General features: G+C 69.7%; 14 protein-coding genes. 13 read left to right on the top strand and 1 reads right to left on the bottom strand.

The features are described from left to right. Nucleotides 1-7: 7 nt before the first annotated feature. Nucleotides 8-1378, bottom strand: a complete 1371-nt coding sequence (locus TCCBUS3UF1_RS06145) for a CdaR family transcriptional regulator (protein WP_014515647.1) — start codon at nucleotides 1376-1378, stop codon at nucleotides 8-10. A 145-nt stretch (nucleotides 1379-1523) separates the two neighbouring features. Between TCCBUS3UF1_RS06145 and hpaI the strand changes: the two genes are divergently transcribed. From hpaI to TCCBUS3UF1_RS06080, 13 genes are all read left to right on the top strand, one after another. Then, a complete protein-coding gene (gene hpaI, locus TCCBUS3UF1_RS06140; RefSeq protein WP_041433985.1) occupies nucleotides 1524-2414 on the top strand; it encodes a 2,4-dihydroxyhept-2-ene-1,7-dioic acid aldolase in 891 nt (296 codons plus the stop codon). Next, nucleotides 2411-3151, top strand: coding sequence for a fumarylacetoacetate hydrolase family protein (locus TCCBUS3UF1_RS06135; protein WP_014515645.1), 741 nt, complete (start codon nucleotides 2411-2413; stop codon nucleotides 3149-3151). Before hpaI ends, TCCBUS3UF1_RS06135 begins: the two co-directional genes overlap by 4 nt. Further along, complete coding sequence (hpaE, locus tag TCCBUS3UF1_RS06130) at nucleotides 3148-4698, top strand: 5-carboxymethyl-2-hydroxymuconate semialdehyde dehydrogenase (protein WP_014515644.1); 1551 nt, start codon at nucleotides 3148-3150, stop codon at nucleotides 4696-4698. Before TCCBUS3UF1_RS06135 ends, hpaE begins: the two co-directional genes overlap by 4 nt. A gap of 1 nt (nucleotide 4699) precedes the next feature. Next, the gene (gene hpaB, locus TCCBUS3UF1_RS06125; protein WP_014515643.1) at nucleotides 4700-6151 is read left to right on the top strand and encodes a 4-hydroxyphenylacetate 3-monooxygenase, oxygenase component; all 1452 of its coding nucleotides are present in this window, start codon (nucleotides 4700-4702) and stop codon (nucleotides 6149-6151) included. A gap of 45 nt (nucleotides 6152-6196) precedes the next feature. Continuing rightward, nucleotides 6197-6652 (top strand): 4-hydroxyphenylacetate 3-monooxygenase reductase subunit, encoded by a 456-nt coding sequence (gene hpaC / locus TCCBUS3UF1_RS06120; RefSeq protein WP_155983320.1) that lies wholly within the window; start codon nucleotides 6197-6199, stop codon nucleotides 6650-6652. Continuing rightward, nucleotides 6634-7593 (top strand): 3,4-dihydroxyphenylacetate 2,3-dioxygenase, encoded by a 960-nt coding sequence (hpaD, locus tag TCCBUS3UF1_RS06115; RefSeq protein WP_014515641.1) that lies wholly within the window; start codon nucleotides 6634-6636, stop codon nucleotides 7591-7593. Before hpaC ends, hpaD begins: the two co-directional genes overlap by 19 nt. Before the next feature lie 101 nt (nucleotides 7594-7694). Next, the gene (locus tag TCCBUS3UF1_RS06110; RefSeq protein WP_014515640.1) at nucleotides 7695-8867 is read left to right on the top strand and encodes an ABC transporter substrate-binding protein; all 1173 of its coding nucleotides are present in this window, start codon (nucleotides 7695-7697) and stop codon (nucleotides 8865-8867) included. 3 nt (nucleotides 8868-8870) lie between these two features. Further along, nucleotides 8871-9848, top strand: coding sequence for a branched-chain amino acid ABC transporter permease (locus TCCBUS3UF1_RS06105; RefSeq protein WP_014515639.1), 978 nt, complete (start codon nucleotides 8871-8873; stop codon nucleotides 9846-9848). Continuing rightward, nucleotides 9848-11602 carry an ATP-binding cassette domain-containing protein gene (locus tag TCCBUS3UF1_RS06100; RefSeq protein WP_014515638.1) on the top strand — a complete coding sequence of 585 codons (1755 nt, stop codon included), beginning with the start codon at nucleotides 9848-9850 and terminating at the stop codon, nucleotides 11600-11602. Before TCCBUS3UF1_RS06105 ends, TCCBUS3UF1_RS06100 begins: the two co-directional genes overlap by 1 nt. Further along, complete coding sequence (locus TCCBUS3UF1_RS06095; RefSeq protein ID WP_014515637.1) at nucleotides 11602-12327, top strand: ABC transporter ATP-binding protein; 726 nt, start codon at nucleotides 11602-11604, stop codon at nucleotides 12325-12327. Before TCCBUS3UF1_RS06100 ends, TCCBUS3UF1_RS06095 begins: the two co-directional genes overlap by 1 nt. Then, nucleotides 12324-12722 (top strand): hydroxyphenylacetyl-CoA thioesterase PaaI, encoded by a 399-nt coding sequence (gene paaI / locus TCCBUS3UF1_RS06090; protein WP_041433793.1) that lies wholly within the window; start codon nucleotides 12324-12326, stop codon nucleotides 12720-12722. Before TCCBUS3UF1_RS06095 ends, paaI begins: the two co-directional genes overlap by 4 nt. After that, entirely contained in the window at nucleotides 12685-14022 is a 1338-nt protein-coding gene (locus TCCBUS3UF1_RS06085; RefSeq protein ID WP_014515635.1) for a phenylacetate--CoA ligase family protein, read from the top strand. Before paaI ends, TCCBUS3UF1_RS06085 begins: the two co-directional genes overlap by 38 nt. A gap of 2 nt (nucleotides 14023-14024) precedes the next feature. Next, nucleotides 14025-14450 (top strand): thioesterase family protein, encoded by a 426-nt coding sequence (locus TCCBUS3UF1_RS06080; RefSeq protein WP_014515634.1) that lies wholly within the window; start codon nucleotides 14025-14027, stop codon nucleotides 14448-14450. The last annotated feature ends 32 nt before the right edge of the window (nucleotides 14451-14482 follow it).

Raw genomic sequence — 14482 nt, 5'->3', positions numbered from 1 at the left:
CCCCATCTTAGCCCAAAAGCAGGCTGCGGGCCCGCAGGGCCAGGTGGACCTGGGCCAGGACCTCGGGGTGGGAGAGGGGCCCCAAGAGGGCCTCGATGCGCTTCAGGCGGTAGCGGAGGGTGTTGGGGTGGACGTGGAGGGCGGCGGCAGCCTCCTCGGCGCTGCCCGAGGCCATGTAGGCCTCGAGGGTCTTGAGAAGCTTGGGGGAGAGGGGAAGGTAGCGCTCCACCAGGGCCTTCAGGTCCTCCGGGGACTGCTGCAGGAGGACAAAGGCCACGGGGTCCAGGCCGCTAAAGGAGAGGGCTTCCCCGGGGCGGGCGGCCTTGAGGGCGATGAGGGCCTCGCGGTAGGCTTCCTGCACCCCCTGGTCCCCGTGGACCGCGGAGTACCCCAGGCGGCTCCCTAAGGGCAGGGCCTTCAGGAGGGCCTCGGCCTCCTTTTTGGGGCTATGGACCTGCCACATGGCCACCACCCGGTTCCCCCGCACCGCCAGGAGGTAGGGGACCCCGAGCCGGTCCAGGAAGTCCCCGGCCCGGCGGCGGAGCTCCAGGGTAGCCTCGCGCCGTCGCTCCTCGGCCAGGCGGTGGCGGCCTGGCACCCCGGGGGGCTCCACCAGGGCCAGGACCCACTCCACCCCCTCGGCGAAGCCGAAGGCGAAAAGCCGGCTGGGATCGGCCTCCCCCAGGATGAGCCCCTCCAGGAGGGCCCCGCCCAAGGACTCCTCCCGCATGCGTTCCAGGCTCCGCTCCAGGGCCCGCACCTTGAGGAGGCGGGCCGCCACCTCCAAAACCCCCCGGGCCCGCCCCAGGGCCTCCTCCTCCCCGTAGGCCACGAGAAGGCCCTCGCCGGCCTCGAGGGCCAGCCATCCCCGACCCTCCCCGGGCTCCTTGGGGTGCTCCGGGGGCACGCTCCCGGCAAAGCCCAGCACCTCCCCCCAGGGGGCCACCCGGGCCAGGGCTAGGCCCGTGGCCTGGTGCAGCACCTCCAAAAAGGGGCGGTCCGGCAGCTTGAGGAGGAGGTCCAAGAGGCTTGCCAGGGCCATGCCTGGGGCCCGCTGGAAGAGGCGGAGGGCGATGGCCCGTTCCAGCTCCTCCCGGGCCAGCCAGGGAGGGTAAAGGGCCAGGCCCAGGCCCTCCTTCCGGGCGAAGGCCTCCACCTCGGGGTCCGGGGCGGGCAGGAGGAGGCCGCTTGCCCCCCGGTAGCGCCAAAGGTGCTCCGGGCGGAAGAGGAGGAGGGCCCCTTCAGGGGAAAGGAGGGGCCGAGGCTCGGGAAGCAGGTAGAGGACGGGCCGCTCCGAGGCCACCTGCAGGCCCAGGCCCAGCTCCTGGGCCAGGTGACGGAAGCCGATGGCGCCATGACCAAACGTTTGCTCTTTCATTGTTGCTTTTCACAATACACCCCCATGCGGGCCCAGGTGAGAGGGAAGTCCTTGGCAAAAATCACAAAAATATGTCATTTTTTGTCCCCCTAAACCATTGCCCTTCCTGCCCCTTCCCCGGGATGGTGAGGGGGAAAGGAGCCAGATGTTCCGCGGGTCCATACCTCCCCTACCCACCCCTTTCCGCCAGGGCCGCCTGGACGAGGAAGCCCTGAGGAACCTGGTGGAACGGGCCATCCGGGGCGGCTCCCACGGCCTGAGCGTGGGGGGCACCACCGGTGAACCCGGCACCCAGACCCTAGAGGAGCGCAAGCGCGCCATAGAAGTGGTCCTGGAGCAGGCGGCGGGCCGGGTGCCCGTCATCCCCGGGACCGGGGCCTTGCGCCTGGAGGAAACCCTGGAGCTCACCCGCTTCGCCCAGGAGGCGGGAGCCCAGGGGGCGTTGGTCATCGTCCCTTACTACGTGAAGCCCAACCAGGAAGGCCTTTACCGCTACTTCGCTGAGGTGGCCAGGGCGGTGCCCGACTTCCCCCTCCTCCTCTACAACATCCCTGGCCGGGCCGGGGTGGAGATCGCCCCCAAGACCGTGGCCCGGCTGCGGCGGGACTTCCCCAACATCGTGGGCCTCAAGCACTCCTCCAAGGACCTGGAGTACCTCTCCCACCTCTTTTTGGAGGCGGGGCGGGACTTCCTGGTCTTCTGCGGCCTGGAAAGCCTCACCCTGCCCATGATGAGCCTGGGGGCGGTGGGCACCATCGCCGCCACCGCCAACTGGCTGCCCAAAGAGGTGGCCCTCCTCTGCGAGCGGGCCCTGGCCGGGGACTACGCCGGGGCCCGGGAGCTCCACGACCACCTCCTGGAGGCCAACGAGGCCATCTTCTGGGACACCAACCCCATCCCCCTGAAGACGGTCCTGGCCTGGATGGGCCTTTTGGAAAAGGAATGGCGGCTCCCCCTGGGGCCCACCACCCCGGAGGTGGAGGAGAGGCTTCGCCGCATGGCCCGGCGCTACGGCCTTATCCCGGAGGGGGCATGAAGCTGGCCCGCTTCCTCGCCAAGGGGAGGGTCCACCAGGGGGTATACAAGGACGGCCTCCTCCTGGACGAGGCCGGGGAGGGGCACGACCCCAAGGCCGTCACCTGGCTCCTCCCCTTTACCCCAGGGAAGGTGATCGGGGTGGCCCTGAACTACGCCGACCACGCGGAGGAGCTGGGCCTGGCCCGCCCCGAGGAGCCCGCTCTCTTCTGGAAACCCCCCAACACCCTCCTCCCCCACCTGGGGGTGGTGCGCTACCCCAAGGGGGCCCGGTTCGTCCACTACGAGGTGGAACTGGCCGTGGTGGTGGGCCGGCCCATGAAGCGGGTGAGGGCGCGGGAGGCCCTGGACTACGTCCTGGGCTACACCATCGCCAACGACCTGGTGGCCCGGGACTACGTGCGGGACACCTTCCGCCCCCCCATCCGGGCCAAGGGGCGGGACACCTTCCTCCCCTTGGGGCCCTTTTTGGTGGTGGGGGAGGTGGCGGACCCGCAGAACCTGGCCCTAAGGGCCTACGTGAACGGGGCCTTGCGGCAGGAGGGGCACACCTCGAGGATGCTCTACTCCGTGGCCGAGCTCCTGGAGTTCGTCTCGGAGTTCATGACCCTGGAGCCCTACGACGTCCTCCTCACCGGCACGCCCAAGGGGATCAGCCAGGTCTTCCCCGGGGACGTGATGCGCCTGGAGGTGGAGGGCCTGGGGGCCCTGGAAAACCCCATAGAGGAGGAAGCATGAGGTACGCGGACCAGGTGGCGGGCATCCCCTGGGAGACCATTGAGGGGGTGCGGAGGCGCCTCAAGGAAAAGCCTGCCCTGCACTTCATCGGGGGGAGGTTTTTACCCTCGGAGGACGGGGCCACCTTCCCCTCCCTGGACCCGGCCACGGGGGAGGTCCTGGGGGAGGCGGCCAGGGGAGGGGAGAAGGAGGTGGACCGGGCGGCCCGGGCGGCCCATGAGGCCTTTTCCCGCTGGCGGCGCACCCCGGCCCGGGAACGGAAGCGCTACCTCCTGCGGATCGCCGAGCTCATAGAGAAACGGGCCGACGAGCTGGCGGTTACGGAGTGCCTGGACGCGGGGCAGGTCCTGAGGATCGTCCGGGCCCAGGTGGCCCGGGCGGCGGAGAACTTCGCCTTCTACGCGGAGTACGCCGAGCACGCCATGGAGGACCGCACCTACCCCGTGGACGGGGAGTGGCTCTACTACGCCCTTAGGGTCCCCGCGGGGCCGGTGGGCATCATCACCCCCTGGAACGCCCCCCTGATGCTCTCCACCTGGCGCATCGCCCCCGCCCTGGCCTTCGGGGACACCGTGGTGCTGAAGCCGGCGGAGTGGAGCCCCTTCACCGCCAGCCTCCTGGCGGAGATCCTGCAGGAGGCGGACCTGCCCCCCGGGGTCTTCAACCTGGTCCAGGGCTTTGGGGAGGAGGCGGGGGCGGCCTTGGTGGCCCATCCCCTGGTGCCCCTCCTCACCCTTACGGGGGAGACGGAGACGGGGCGGATCGTGATGGCCAACGCCGCCCGCCACCTCAAGCGGCTCTCCTTGGAGCTTGGGGGCAAGAGCCCGGCCCTGGTCTTCGCCGACGCCGACCTGGAGCGGGCCCTGGACGCCGTGGTCTTCCAGATCTACTCCTTCAACGGGGAGAGGTGCACGGCAAGCTCCAGGCTCCTCCTAGAGGCCTCCATCTTTGAGGACTTCGTGGCCCAGGTGGCGGAGCGCACCCGGGCCATCCGCGTGGGCCACCCCCTGGACCCGGAGACGGAGGTGGGGCCCCTCATCCACCCCGAGCACCTGGAGCGGGTCCTGGGCTACGTCCAGGCCGGGTTGGAGGAGGGGGCAAGGCTCCTGGTGGGCGGGAAAAGGGCCTCCACCTCCTTCCGCGGGGAGGACCTGTCCCGGGGGAACTACCTGGAGCCCACCCTCTTCGTGGGGGAAAACCACATGAAAATCGCCCAGGAGGAGATCTTCGGCCCCGTGCTGGTGGCCATCCCCTTCCGGGATGAGGAGGAGGCCCTGAGGAAGGCCAACGACACCCCTTATGGCCTGGCGGCCTACGTCTTCACCCGGGACCTGGAGCGGGCCCACCGCCTGGCCCTGGAGCTGGAGGCGGGGATGGTCTACCTCAACAGCCACAACGTCCGCCACCTCCCCACCCCCTTCGGCGGGGTCAAGGGGAGCGGGGACCGGCGGGAAGGGGGCGTTTACGCCCTGGAGTTTTACACCGACCTCAAGAGCGTGGGGCTTCCCCTGAAGCCCCCCCATGTGCCCAAGTTCGGCAGGAGGTAGTATGGCAAGGACCGGAGCGGAGTACCTCGAGGCCCTACGGGAGCGTCCCCCCAACCTCTGGTACAAGGGGGAGAAGGTGGAGGACCCCACCACCCACCCCGTCTTCCGGGGGATCGCCCGCACCATGGCCGCCCTTTACGACCTGCAGCACGACCCCCGGTACCGGGAGGCCCTCACCTACGAGGAGGAGGGGAAGCGGCACGGGATGAGCTTCCTCATCCCCAAGAGCAAGGAGGACCTGAAGCGCAGGGGGCGGGCCTACAAGCTTTGGGCCGACCAGAACCTGGGGATGATGGGCCGAAGCCCCGACTACCTGAACGCCGTGGTCATGGCCTACGCCGCCAGCGCCCCCTACTTTGGGGAGTTTGCCGAGAACGTCCGCGCCTACTACCGCCTCCTTAGGGACAAGGACCTGGCCACCACCCACGCCCTCACCAACCCCCAGGTGAACCGGGCCAAGCCCCCTTCGGCCCAGCCCGACCCCTATATCCCCGTGGGGGTGGTGAAACAGACGGAGCGGGGGATCGTGGTGCGGGGGGCGCGGATGACGGCCACCTTCCCCCTGGCGGACGAGGTCCTCATCTTCCCCTCCACCCTCCTCAAGGAGGGGCCGGGAAGCGAGAAGTACGCCATCGCCTTCGCCCTGCCTACCGCCACCCCCGGGCTCCACTTCGTCTGCCGTGAGGGCCTGGTGGGGGGGGATAGCCCCTTTGACCACCCCCTTTCCAGCCGCCTGGAGGAGATGGACTGCCTGGTGGTCTTTGACGACGTCCTGGTCCCCTGGGAGCGGGTCTTCATCCTGGGGGATGTGGAGCGGTGCAACCAGGCCTACGCGGCCACCGGGGCCCTCCACCACATGGCCCACCAGGTGGTGGTGCTGAAGACGGCCAAGACCGAGGCCCTCCTGGGGGTGGCGGCCCTCATGGCCGAGGGGATCGGGGCCGACGCCTACGGCCACGTGCAGGAGAAGATCGCCGAGATCATCGTCTACCTCGAGGCCATGCGGGCCTTCTGGACCCGGGCGGAGGAGGAGGCCAAGGAGAACGCCTTCGGCCTCCTGGTCCCGGACCGGGGGGCCTTGGACGGGGCCCGCAACCTCTACCCCAGGCTCTACCCCAGGATGCGGGAGATCCTGGAGCAGATCGGGGCCTCGGGCCTCATCACCCTGCCCTCGGAGCGGGACTTCCGGGGACCCCTGGCCCCCCTTTTGGAGAAGTACCTCCAGGGGGCAACCCTGGAGGCGCGGGAGCGGGTGGCCCTCTTCCGCCTGGCCTGGGACATGACCCTCTCCGGCTTCGGGGCCCGGCAGGAGCTTTACGAGCGCTTCTTCTTCGGCGACCCGGTGCGCATGCACCAGACCCTTTACGGGGTCTACGACAAGGAGCCCTACAAGGAGCGGATCCGCACCTTCTTGAAGGGGAGCCTGGCGGTCTTCGCCGAGGTGGGGGCGTGATACCCTCCGGGCGGAGGTGAGGGTATGGAAAGCGCCACCCAGGAACTGCAAGCCCGCTTCAAGGAGGCCCTAAGCCGCTTCGCCGCCGGGGTTACCGTGGTTTCCGCCCGGCTGGGGGAGGAGGAGCGGGGCATGACGGCCACGGCCTTCATGTCCTTGAGCCTGGAGCCCCCCCTGGTGGCCCTGGGGATCTGGCATGGGGCCAAGGTCCTTCCCCTCCTAGAGGCAAGCGGGGCCTTTTGGGTGAGCCTCCTCCGCGAGGGGCAGGAAGGGGTTTCCGAGCACTTCGCCGGCAAGCCCAAGGAGGGGGTGGGCCTGGCGGAGGGCCGGGTGGCGGGGGCCTTGGCCGTCCTCCATTGCCGGCTGGAGGCCCTCTACCCCGGGGGGGACCACCGGCTGGTGGTGGGCCGGGTGGAGGCCGTGGAGCTGGGGGAGATGGGTCCCCCCTTGGTCTACTACGCCAGGGGCTACAGGAGGCTGGTATGGCCATCGTCAGGGTAGGGTTTTTGGAGCTTTGGGTGAGGGATCTGGAGCGGAGCCTGGAGTTTTACGAGGGGCTTTTGGGCTTCCGGTTGGAGAGGCGGGAAGGGGAAACCGCCTACCTCCGGGGCTACGAGGAGCGGGAGTGGAGCCTGAAGCTCACCCAGGCTCCATTCCCCGCGGTGCGGGCCTTGGGCTTCAAGGTGGACGGGGAGGAGGCCCTGGAAGGCCTCCTGGCCTGGGCCCGGGACCAGGGCCTTCCCCACCGGGAGGAGGCCGACTGGGGGAAGCCGCGCATCCTAAGGGTGCAGGACCCCTTCGGCTATCCCCTGGCCTTCTACTTCCGGTCGGAGAAGCTGCCCCGCATGCTGCAGGAGTACCACCTCCACCGGGGCCCTGGGGTCTTGCGCATCGACCACCTGAACCTCTTCTCCCCGGAGGTGGACCGGGCCACCCGCTACTACCAGGAAGCCCTGGGCTTCCGCCTCACGGAGTACACCGAGGACGAGGCGGGGCGGCTTTGGGCCAGCTGGCTCCACCGCAAGGGGAACGTGCACGACGTGGCCTTCACCAACGGGGAGGGCCCCAGGCTCCACCACTTCGCCTACTGGCTTCCCGACCCCCTGGCCATCCTCAAGGCGGCGGACATCCTGGCCGGGGCCAGGCGGACGGAGCAGATCGAGCGGGGCCCTGGGCGGCACGGGATCTCCAACGCCATGTTCCTCTACCTGCGCGACCCCGACGGCCACCGCCTGGAGCTTTACACCTCGGATTACCTCACCGTGGACCCCGACCTGCCCCCGGTGCGCTGGAGCCTGGATGACCCCAGGCGCCAGACCCTCTGGGGGCACAGGACCCCAAGGAGCTGGTTCCTGGAGGGAAGCCTCCTCTTGGACCTCGAGGACAAGCCCCTCCCCACCCGTCCTTCCCCCCTGGCCGGCATCCCCGAGCACGTGACCTAGCTTGACGGGACAGATGTCCCTTCGTAGACTAGGAGGTAAGCCGAACGGTCGTTAGTTAGACCCTATCCGGGTCCTACCCGGTGGGAAAAAGGAGGAAGAGCATGAAGCGTTGGTTGGCCCTCGCGTTGGTCCTGGCCCTTCCGGCCCTGGCCCAGGAGGCCCTGAAGGTGGGGGTGGTGGTCTCCGCCACGGGCCCCGCCGCCTCCCTGGGCATCCCCGAGCGCAACACCTTCCTCATGCTCCAGGACCTCCTGGAGCGCACGGGGGGCGTGGCGGGACGGAAGGTGCAGTTCGTCATCCTGGACGACGCCTCGGACACCACCCAGGCGGTGCGCAACACCAGGCGGCTGGTGGAGGAGGGCGTAGTGGCCATCGTGGGCACCACCACCACCCCGGCCTCCTTGGGCATGATCCCCGTGGTGGCCGAGGCCCGGGTGCCCACCATCTCCCTGGCGGCCAGCAAGGACATCATCCACCCCGTGGACGCCCAGCGCCTGTGGGTCTTCAAGACCCCCCAGACGGAGGAGCTCATGGCCCGGGCCATCGTGGCGGACATGGTGGCCCGGGGGGTGAAGACCGTGGGCTACATCGGCTTCAACGACGCCTACGGGGAGGGCTGGGCCCGCTTCTTTGAGGCCGAGGCCCGGGCCAAGGGCCTCCAGGTGGTGGCGAGCGAGCGCTACGCCCGCACGGACACCTCGGTGACCGGGCAGGTGCTCCGCATCCTGGCCCGGCGGCCCGACGCGGTCCTCATCGGGGCCAGCGGCACCCCGGCGGTCCTGCCCCAGCGCACCCTGAAGGAGCGGGGCTACGCCGGCCTCATCTACCAGACCCACGGGGTGGCCAACCCCGACTTCCTCCGGGTGGGCGGGGCGGACGTGGAGGGTACCCTCCTGCCCGCGGGCCCCATCCTGGTGGCGGAGCAGCTCCCTTCGGGCTACCCCACCAAGCGGCCTTCCCTGGATTACATCCAGCGCTACGAGGCCCGCTACGGCATCGGCAGCTACTCCACCTTCGGGGCCCACGCCTGGGATGCCTGGCTGATCCTGAAGCCGGCCCTGGAGCGGGCCCTGAAGCGGGCCGACCCGGCCAAGGACCTGGCCGGCTTCCGCGCGGCCTTGCGGGACGAGATCGAGGCCACCCGGGGCCTGGTGGCCACCCATGGGGTCTTCACCTTCTCCCGGGAGGACCACCTGGGCCTGCGCTTTGAGGACAGCGCGGTGATGGTACGGGTGGAAGGCGGCCGCTGGAAGCTGGAGCGCACCTTCCGTTAGGCCATGGACGCCACCATCCTCGGCTTCCTCCTCTTGGACGGGCTGCAGAACGGGGTGGTCTACGGCCTCCTGGCCCTTTCCCTGGTCCTGGTCTTCGCCGTGACCCGGGTGATCCTGGTGCCCATCGGGGAGCTCCTCATGTTTGCCCCCCTTTCCTTGGTCTGGCTCCTGGAGGGGAAGCTCCCCGGGACCCTGTGGCTGGCCCTGGCCCTGGGCGGGGCCTGGGCCTTCCTCGCCCGGGGGCGGGAGGCCCTCCTCCCCGTGGGGGGCGGCCTGGGGGTAGCCCTCCTGCTCCTCCTGGCCCTCCGGGTCCCGGCCCTGGCCTACCCCGCCGCCGTGGCCCTGGTGGTCTACCTGGGGGCCGCCACCTACCGGGTCTTCTTCCAGCCCATGCGGGAGGCCACCGTCCTCTCCCTCCTCATCATGGCCGTGGGGCTCCACGTGGCCTACATGGGCCTGGGCCTGGTCTTCTTCGGTCCGGAGCAGTTCCGCCCCCGGCCCCTCCTGGAGGGGGAGATCCTGGTGGGCCTCTCCCGCCAAGGCGGGTTGGTCCTCCTCTTTGCCCTCCTGGCCGTGGTGGGACTCTACCTCTTCTTCCGGCAAAGCCTTTTCGGCAAGGCCCTCCTGGCCGCGGCGGAGAACCGGCTTGGGGCCAGGCTTTCCGGGATCTCCCCCCAGGAGGCGGGGATGGTGGCCTTTGCCATCGCCAGCCTGCTTTCCGCCCTTTCCGGCCTTCTCCTGGCCCCCCTCATCAACGCCGCCTACTTCATGGGCTTCATGCTGGGCCTCAAGGGGTTTGTGGCCGCCATCCTGGGGGGGCTCATGAGCTACCCCGTGGCCTTCCTGGGGGCCCTTTTGGTGGGCTTCTTTGAGAGCTTTACCAGCTTTTACGCCAGCGCCTACAAGGAGGCCCTGGTCTTCCTGCTCCTGGTGCCCGCCCTCTTCTACCAGAGCCTGCGGGCCCGCGCGGTGGAGGAGTGATGCGCTACCTGTGGTTTGCCCTCCTGGCCCTGCCCTTTCTCCTTTCCCCCTTCCCCTTCTACCTCACCCTGCTCAACTTCTTCGCCCTTTCCGGCATGGTGGCCCTTTCCCTTTACGTGCTCACCGGCCTGGCGGGGATGACCAGCTTCGCCCAGGCGGCCTTCATGGGGATGGGGGCCTACGCCACGGCCCTTATCACGGTGAAGGCGGGGCTTTCCCCTTGGCTTGGGCTATTGGCGGGCCTGGGGCTTTCCCTCCTCCTGGCCCTCGTCCTGGGGGGGCTTACGGTGCGCCTCAAGGGCCACTTCCTCCCCCTTTCCACCATCGCCTGGCAGGTGGCCCTGTACATCCTGGCGGGGAACCTGGTCTGGCTCACCGGGGGGCATACCGGCCTTACCGACCTGCCGCCCCTTTCCCTTTTCGGCCTTCCCCTGGACACGGGCTTCCGCTACGCCCTCCTGAGCCTCTTCCTCCTGGTCCTTTTGGTCCTGGCCCTTTCCAACCTGCGGCATAGCCGCCTGGGCCGGGCCCTTCTGGCCCTCAGGGGGGACGCCCTGGCGGCGGCCAGCTTCGGGGTGGACCCGGCCAGCCTGCGCCTTAAGGCCTTTCTCCTCTCCGGGGCCATCGCCGGGCTTGCCGGTTTCCTCTACGCCCACTTCCTGCGCTTCGTGAACCCCACCCCCTTTTCCCTGGAGGCCTCCATCAAGTACCTGGTCATGGCCGTGGCCGGGGGGGTGGGGAGCGTCCCCGGGGTCCTCCTGGGAGCGGCCTTTTTCACCGGCCTCGAGGACTGGCTCAAGGACCTCCTCCCCCTCCTCCTGGGCCGGCAGGGCAACTACGAGACCATCGCCTACGGCCTCATCCTGGCCCTGATCCTCCTCCTGGCCCCTAAGGGGCTTTGGCCCCTACTGGAGCGCCGCCTTCCCCAGCGGGAGGGGCGGCTGCCCCGGGCCGAGCCCCTTTCCCTTTCCGCCCCCTCAGGGCCTCGAGGGGAGGTGGTCTTGGCGGTGGAGGGCCTAAAGAAGGCCTTCGGCGGGCTTCTTGCCGTGAACGGGGTTTCCTTTGCCTTGAGGCGGGGGGAGATCCTGGCCCTCATCGGCCCCAACGGGGCGGGGAAGAGCACCACCTTCAACCTCATCACCGGGGCCCTCCCCCCGGATGGAGGGCGGGTGGTCCTCTTCGGCCAGGAGATCACCGGCCTACCCCCCCAGCGGGTCCACCGCCTGGGCCTGGGGCGCACCTTCCAGCACCCCCACCTTTTCCCCGAGCTCTCGGTGCTGGAAAACGCCGCCCTGGGTACCTACGCCCGCACCCGGGCGGGCTTTTTCTCCGTGCTCCTAGGCTTTTTCCGCCAGGAGGAGGCCCGGGCCCTGGCCACGGCCTATGGGGCCCTGAAGCGGGTGGGCCTGGAGGGCCTGGCCCTGGAGCGGGCCGAGCGGCTTTCCGTGGGGCAGCAGCGCCTCTTGGAGATCGCCCGCCTCCTGGCCTCGGGGGCGGAGGTCCTCCTCCTGGACGAGCCGGGGGCGGGCCTGCGGGCCGGGGAGAAGCGGGAGCTGGCCGCCCTCCTCCGCTCCCTGGCCAAGGAGGGGTACACGGTGCTCCTGGTGGACCACGACATGGACCTCATCATGGGCTTGGCGGACCGGGTGGTGGTGATGAACTACGGGGAGAAGATCGCCGAGGGTATCCCCAAGGAGGTGCAGCGGAACCCCGCGGTGCGGGCGGCCTACCTGGGGGAGGAGGAGGCGGCCTGATGCTCCGGGTGGAAGGCCTCACCGTGCGCTACGGCCCCCTGGAGGCGGTACGGGGGGTGTCCTTGGCCCTGGAGGCCGGGGAGGCCTTGGCCCTCATCGGCCCCAACGGGGCGGGGAAGACCTCGGTCCTGCGGGGGCTTTTGGGCCTGGCCCGGGCCGAGGGCCGGGTGGTGCTGGAGGGGGAAGCCCTCGGGCGGCGAAGCCCAGAGGCCCTCCTGGAGCGGGGGGTAGTCCTGGTGCCCGAGGGGCGGGCCCTGTTCCCCGGGCTTTCCGTGGAGGACAACCTCCTCCTGGGGGGCTTCCGCCGCTTCCGCCGCCGGGAGAACCTGAAGCCCGATCTGGAGAGGGTGTACGCCCTCTTTCCCCGGCTTTTGGAGAGGCGGCGGCAGCCCGCGGGGACCCTTTCCGGGGGGGAGCAGCAGATGCTGGCCATCGGTCGGGCCCTGATGGCCCGGCCCCGGATCCTCCTCCTGGACGAGCCTTCCCTGGGCCTTGCCCCCCTGATGGTGCGGGAGATCTACCGCATCCTGCGGGGGCTCAAGGAGGAAGGGACCACCCTCCTCCTGGTGGAGCAAAACGCCAAGGTGGCCCTGGCCCTGGCCGACCGGGGGGTGGTGCTGGAGGCGGGGGAGGTGGCCTTGGCCGGGCGGGCGGAGGAGCTCAGGCAGGACCCCAAGGTGGTGGAGGCCTACCTGGGCCTGGCCCGGGAGGTGGAGGAGGGATGAGGGATCCCTTTATGGAAACCCTGGGCTTCCGCCTCCTCCACCTGGCCCCGGGGGAGGCGGTGGTGGCGGGGGTGGTGGGGGAGGCCCACCTGAACCTGCACGGCACCGCCCACGGAGGCTTCCTCTACGCCTTGGCGGACAGCGCCTTCGCCCTGGCCTCCAACGCCCGGGGGCCGGCGGTGGCCCTCTCCTGCCGTATGGACTACTTCCGCCCCCTCCCTCCAGGGGCCCGGGTGGAGGCCCGGGCCAAGGAGGTGAACCTTTCCCGCCGCACCGCCACCTACCAGGTGGAGGTAGTTTCCGAGGAGAAGCGCATCGCCCTCTTCACGGGCACGGTGTTCCGCTTAGGAGGTGAGGATGTACCAGCCGGAACTGGAAACCCTTCCCAGGAATAGCCTTAGGCAGCTGCAGGAGGAGAGGCTTCGCCACATCGTGGCCTACGTCTACCAACGGGTGCCCTTTTACCGAAGCCTCCTGGACGAGGCCGGGGTGGACCCCGGCAGGGTGCGGGGCCTCGAGGACCTCCCCCGGCTCCCCTTCACCCGCAAGGACCACCTGCGGGAGAACTACCCCTTCGGCCTCTTCGCCGTCCCCCGGCAGGAGCTTGCCCGCATCCACGCCTCCAGCGGCACCACGGGCAAGCCCACGGTGGTGGGCTACACCAAGGCCGACCTCCGGGTCTTCGCCCAGGTGGTGGCCCGCTCCCTGGCCGCCGCCGGGGCCAGGCCGGGCATGACCCTGCACAACGCCTACGGGTATGGCCTCTTCACCGGCGGGCTTGGCCTCCACGGGGGGGCGGAGGCCCTGGGGCTCAACGTGGTCCCCGCCTCCGGGGGGATGACGGAGCGGCAGCTCACCCTCATCCAGGATCTGCGCCCCGAGGTGATCTCCTGCACCCCCTCCTACGCCCAGACCCTGGCCGAGGAGTTTCGCAAGCGGGGGGTATCCCCGGCGGAGCTCTCCTTGGCGTACGCCGTCTTGGGGGCCGAGCCCTGGACGGAGGCCATAAGGAAGCAGGTGGACGAGGGGCTTGGCGTGAGGAGCACCAACATCTACGGCCTCTCCGAGATCATCGGCCCCGGGGTGGCCAACGAGTGCGTGGAGGAGCGGCAAGGAAGCCACATCTGGGAGGACCACTTCCTCCCCGAGGTGGTGGACCCGGAAACCGGGGAACCCCTGCCCGAGGGGAAGGTGGGGGTGCTGGTCCTCACCACCCTCACCAAGGAGGCCATGCCCCTCCTGCGCTACTGGACGGGGGACCTCACCTTCCTCACCTACGCCCCCTGCAGCTGCGGCCGCACCCACGTGCGCATGGGCCCCGTCCTGGGCCGCACCGACGACATGCTCATCATCCGCGGGGTCAACGTCTACCCCACCCAGGTGGAGGCGGTCCTCCTGGGGATCCCTGAGGTGGAACCCTACTACCAGATCGTGGTGCGGCGGGAGGGCACCCTGGACGAGGCCGAGCTCAAGGTGGAGGTTTCCGAGGCCTTCTTCCGGGAGATCGGGCAAAAGGCCCTCTCCGACGAGGTCATTGAGGCCGACCACCGCCTGCATGCCCTGAGGGAGAGGGTGGCCCACAGGATCAAGGACACCATCGGGGTGAGCATGAAGGTGACCCTCCTGGCCCCAGGGGGGGCCCCAAGGAGCGAGGGGGGGAAGCTCCGGCGGGTCTTGGACCTGAGAAAGGCCTAGCCATGCGCCCCATCCCTCCGGGCTACGAGGCCACCTTTGAGCTGGTGGTCACCGAGGCCATGACCGTGGACTTTGAGGAGCTGGGGCCCGTCCACCCCGTCTACGCCACCTACTGGATGGCCAAGCACATGGAGCTGGCCGGGCGGAAGATCATCCTGCCCTTTCTGGAGGAGGGGGAGGAGGGGATCGGGAGCTACGTGGAGGTGCGCCACCTGGCCTCGGCCCTGCCGGGCATGCGGGTGCGCATCGTAGCCCGGCACGAGCGCACCGAGGGAAACCGGGTCCACGCCACCATGGAAGCCTTCAACGAGCTGGGCGACCTCATCGGCCGGGGGCGCACCGAGCAGGTGATCCTGCCCAAGGCCAAGGTGGAGGTCCTCTTCGCCCGGCTCAGGGCCCGCTGGCGGGAAGGGGCGGGTCCCGCCTGAGGAAGCCCTATCCTTAGGGGGAAGGAGGCCCT

This window comes from Thermus sp. CCB_US3_UF1, assembly GCF_000236585.1.
Taxonomy (GTDB): Bacteria; Deinococcota; Deinococci; order Deinococcales; family Thermaceae; genus Thermus.
This window is presented reverse-complemented; position numbering and strand designations above follow the sequence as displayed.